This window comes from Candidatus Dependentiae bacterium, from assembly GCA_013821315.1.
In the GTDB taxonomy this organism is placed as follows: Bacteria; Babelota; Babeliae; order Babelales; family Babelaceae; genus JACDHA01.
Map to the genome: position 1 here is coordinate 1 of JACDHA010000046.1, position 4444 is coordinate 4444.

Consider the following 4444-nt stretch of genomic DNA (forward strand, 5'->3'; position numbering starts at 1 on the left):
AATCTGATATAGCTTTGCTGAAAGTTACCCCTGAAGGCAAAAAAGTTATTTTGCAAGAATTAGGTAAAGTCCCTTATTTAGAGCTAGGTGATTCAGAAGAATTAAAACTTGTTGAACCAGTGCTTGCTTTAGGTTATCCTTTAGGCCAAAGTTATATTAAAAGTACTGTTGGTGTGCTAGGTGGTAGAGAGTATTTTGAGCAGACTAATACTTCATACATGCATATTACTGCTCCTATCAACCCTGGTAACTCTGGTGGCCCTTTGCTTAATAGAAAAGGACAAGTAGTGGGTATTAATACTGCGGGCCATTTTGGAGAAATGCAGAATATGGGTTATATTGTGCCTATTAATTATGCAAAAATTTTGCTTGATGATTTATTTACCCAAAAACTATTACATAAGCCAGCTTTAGGAATTGCTACAAATTATACAACAGAAGAACAAGCAAGATTACTTAAAAATCCTTGGCCTGCTGGAGTCTATATTAATGATGTTCAAGAAGATTCAGTAGCCTATAAAGCAGGAATGCGTACAGGTGATATGCTTTACTCAATTAACGGTTATACTATTGATCCTTTTGGTGACGTTATAGTTGAATGGCGTAGTGCGCGTAAAATATCACTTAAAGAGTTTTTAATTCATCTAAGAGTTAATACTCCGCTTTCTTTTACTGTGTATCGTAAGGGACAAAGAAAAGAGCTTAAGGGGACATTAACTCCACCTGCATTAGAGCCAATTCGTAAAATTTATCCGGACTTTGAAGCTCAAGAGCTTGATTACGAGATTATTGGCGGTATGTGCCTAATGCAATTACGCTCTAATCACTTTGATGTATTACACGATACTTTTGCTTTAAGAGAATATAAAGCTCCTGAAAACGCACATAAAAGTGCTCTTGTTATTACCTCTATAATGCCCGGATCATATGCTGAAAGAATACAGTGCTTTTATCCAGGAGATATTGTAAGTGCTATCAATGATCAAGAAGTATCTACTTTAGTAGATCTTCGAAAAGCATTACTAAAAAGTAAAAAATCTGGTGTTATTGGTATTACTACTAAAAGTAAAATTAATACCGTACTTTCAGTAAACAAACTATTAACTGATGAATCAAGAATAACACGCCAATGTAAATTTACTACAACTCCTGGCATTAAAAGTCTAGGTTCTCATTAATCCACTATTGTTTTTAACTAACTATTAATAGTATATATATACTATACAAGGGCGCTCATAAGGCGCCCTTTTTTATGCCATTAACTGAAAGAAATCATGAAAAAGTATCTATTAATTTTCGTAAGCTCTCTTTTTTTAGAAACTTTGAGTATGGATTTTTCTCACATTTTGTATGAGTTAGCTAATACACATGAAGAGACTGCGCTATTTTCTGCTGCTAAGTTTGGGGATCAAAAGAAACTAGAAACGCTTTTGCGTTTTGGTATAGATGAAAATAAAAGTAGCAAGAGTATTACACCGTTACATGCAGCTGTTTTGGGTGAGCATACTGTTTGTGTAGAGCTGTTATTGCGTGCTGGTGCACACGTTAATGCAGCTACAAGCCGTAGTGAAACGGCGCTTCATTTTGCCATTAATAGTAACTTTATTACGCAGATGCTTATTTCTTATGGTGCCTACGTTGATGCAACTGACATATATGGTTATGTTGCTTTACATAATGCAGCTGCTAAAAACCAAGAGGCTGTTGTTAAAAGTCTTTTACAAGCTGGTGCAGATGTTAATAAGATAGCTCGTGGTGGCACAAGTTGTCTTCATCTAGCTGCAGGCCAAGCAAGCAAAGATCTTGTCATGCTTTTACTTGATGCAGGCGCAGATATTAATCTCACTAATCAATTAGGCGAAACATCTCTTTATGTAGCATTAAATAATAGTAATCAAGCTGTTGTAGAGCTGTTGTTGGAGAGAAATGCTCTTGTTGATAGCTTTTCTAAGCACGGTAATACACCTTTGCATCTTGTTCTTAAAAAAGGCGATGAAAGTTGCCAAAGTAATGCATTAAGACTACTAAAACTTTGTAGTGAGGTTAACCGAGCTGATAGTCAAAAACTTACACCACTTCATATTGCTGTTAAAAAAGAGTATGTAGAGGTTGTAAAGTGTTTGTTAGGAGCTAATGCCCAGGTTAATGTAACTAACTATTTTAATGAAACGCCTTTGCATTTTGCTGCAGTAAGTAATAGTTATGTGGTAAAGTTACTACTCGAGGCCGGTAGCGACCCTTTTATTCAAGATGGCGATGAAAAAACTGCTTTAGATAAAGCTGAAGAAGGGTATTTTTTTGAAACAGAACTAATGAAAAATAACAAACAAGCATGTATTGAACTGTTATGCTATTTTATGGCTCTAAAAAAGAAAGCAGCACTTATAAAATTGTTATCACAAACAAAAGTCAATTTACAGCGCTTTGTATTTTTTGCTAAACTGCTAAGTCTACTTAAAAATAATAGATCTGCTTGTCACCTAACAAATATACCTGTTGATATAATTAAAATAATAGCCGATTATGCTGTGAATATACAACCTGCTTGCTTATAGGGGAAAAGCAAGAAAATAATTACCTAGATAAATATTGCCATTTCTCATTTTATTAATCTACTGATATACTGCCCTATATATCTATAAAACAATACAAGCTAATAGGGTTTATATGAATAATGTAATTTTTGTAGTGGCACTAGGTTTACTTATGCCTTTTTCGTCTTTAGCTTTTAAAGACACGTTGCGTTTAAAAGTAGGGGTAGTGGCAGATCTGCTTAATGGTAGAGGAAGAGTACCTGCAGAGCAAAAAAAAATCGTAAAAGAACTAAAAGAAAAAGTTGGTTTAAGCAATTATAAGATACCGGTAAGAAATACTAATGTGCTGATTAAGTTTTTCTGGGGCTGGCGTTCTGCTTTTGCTTTATTTCCAGGTGTTTTTGATCGTCTTTATATAAATAAAGAGTGGCTGGAAGAGCTTACACCTGATGAGCAAGCTTTTTTAATTAGTTGCCAACTTATAGATATTAAAAACTATACTGGATTGAAAAAATGGGCAGTAAAATTTATAGCTAAGGCATTCCAGAAAAAGTACAAAATGTTCTATATTCCATTAGATCTTTTAGAAAACTATTGCTTGCGCTTATTAGAAGCTGAAACTGATAAAGAAGCAGTGAAATTGCTCAATACTACTGAAGGGGCTATTAATTTATTTTATGAAATGGCTTATGCTAAACATCCAAAAAAATCTTCATGGTACCGTTCAATGCAAATTTCAGGACATAATGTTTTATATCCTATAGCAACTCTACCGGTAATTAAATGGTTTCAAGGTACTGCTCCTTATGGAGATCGTGCTAGTAATATACAAGATGTATTAGATTAAAATTAGCTAGTTAGCGATATAAAAGCAAAAGAAGATATTGGGATCTTCTTTGAAAAGTTAAAGGTGGCTGGATATACCCCAGATCATAACGATATGATCTGGTACCCGTGGAGGCCTGTGTAAGACTTCATCTGAAGCTATGGCCTATGAAGCGAGAAGCCTCCTCCTTTAGGTCGAGGAGATATCACTTACATGTTTATGATAAAATACTTACGTATTTTTAGTATCCATAAGAAAGAATTAAAGTATGTTTATAGCTCAAGTAATAGAAGCTCTTAAAGGAACTCCTTGGTGGGTATATGTGCTCTTAGTATATCTTATTTCACGTGGTATAGACGCTTTGAAAACTAATACAGTTCCACTTTATCAGCTATTTATATTGCCAATAATTTTTTTTGCTTTGAGCTTGTTTTCATTAGCACACATGTCAGATTGTAAATCTCTGGTTTTGTGGATTAGTGGTCTTTCTGTAGGTAGCAGTATTGGCTGGCTTTTGCAACGTCATACGTCTATTAGTATAGATAAAAAAAAAGGGTTGGTGACTTTACCAGGTAATAGCTTAATGCTTGTACTAATTTTAGTTATTTTTTCTATTAAGTATTTTTTTGGTTATGTACAAGCAACAAATGCTTTATCACAGTATACCTGTTTACTTGCTAATTTAAATACTCTTGTATCGGTCACTATCACAGGTATACTTGTCGGGAGAGTTGCCTGTATATATTATAAATATAAAAGACTCTCAACATTTTAAAATACTTTTACTCTTGAACTTGCTCAGTCATACAAATAGGGCACGTGTTTTTCTTTTGTAACCATTCTCGTAAACAGTGCACATGAAACGGGTGCATACAAATAGTATATTCTATAGTTGTTAAGTCATCCATTGGTTCTAAGCAAATAGGACATTCTATAATATTGCCATCGTCAGAAAGGGGCAAACGAGAATAAGTTCTACGTAACCTGTCTCCACCACCATTTGAATTTGAGTTGCTATTAGAGTCCGAGCTTGATAGTAAGTTGCTTAATCTCTCTCTTAACTTGCTAGGACTATTCATAAACG

Annotated in this window: 5 protein-coding genes; 4 read left to right on the forward strand and 1 reads right to left on the reverse strand. The window is 34.4% G+C overall.

Annotated features, from left to right (window positions below):
* The 4 genes from H0X48_06790 to H0X48_06805 all read left to right on the forward strand — a co-directional run.
* Nucleotides 1-1178, forward strand: a 1178-nt coding sequence (locus H0X48_06790) for a PDZ domain-containing protein (GenBank protein ID MBA3954996.1), incomplete at its 5' end; no start/stop codon positions are given.
* A gap of 96 nt (nucleotides 1179-1274) precedes the next feature.
* Nucleotides 1275-2555 (forward strand): ankyrin repeat domain-containing protein, encoded by a 1281-nt coding sequence (locus H0X48_06795; GenBank protein MBA3954997.1) that lies wholly within the window; start codon nucleotides 1275-1277, stop codon nucleotides 2553-2555.
* A gap of 112 nt (nucleotides 2556-2667) precedes the next feature.
* Nucleotides 2668-3381 (forward strand): hypothetical protein, encoded by a 714-nt coding sequence (locus H0X48_06800; protein MBA3954998.1) that lies wholly within the window; start codon nucleotides 2668-2670, stop codon nucleotides 3379-3381.
* Nucleotides 3382-3628: 247 nt separating this feature from the next.
* On the forward strand, nucleotides 3629-4135 hold the full coding sequence (locus tag H0X48_06805) for a hypothetical protein (protein ID MBA3954999.1): 507 nt from the start codon (nucleotides 3629-3631) through the stop codon (nucleotides 4133-4135).
* A 7-nt stretch (nucleotides 4136-4142) separates the two neighbouring features.
* On the opposite strand, the gene H0X48_06810 is transcribed toward H0X48_06805, so the two are convergent.
* The coding region (locus H0X48_06810; protein ID MBA3955000.1) for an E3 ubiquitin protein ligase at nucleotides 4143-4444 on the reverse strand (302 nt) is incomplete at its 5' end.

Coding starts and splice junctions, on each gene's coding strand:
- H0X48_06795 (MBA3954997.1), top strand. CDS start 1,275: ATGAAAAAGTATCTATTAATTTTCGTAAGCTCTCTTTTTTTAGAAACT.
- H0X48_06800 (MBA3954998.1), top strand. CDS start 2,668: ATGAATAATGTAATTTTTGTAGTGGCACTAGGTTTACTTATGCCTTTT.
- H0X48_06805 (MBA3954999.1), top strand. CDS start 3,629: ATGTTTATAGCTCAAGTAATAGAAGCTCTTAAAGGAACTCCTTGGTGG.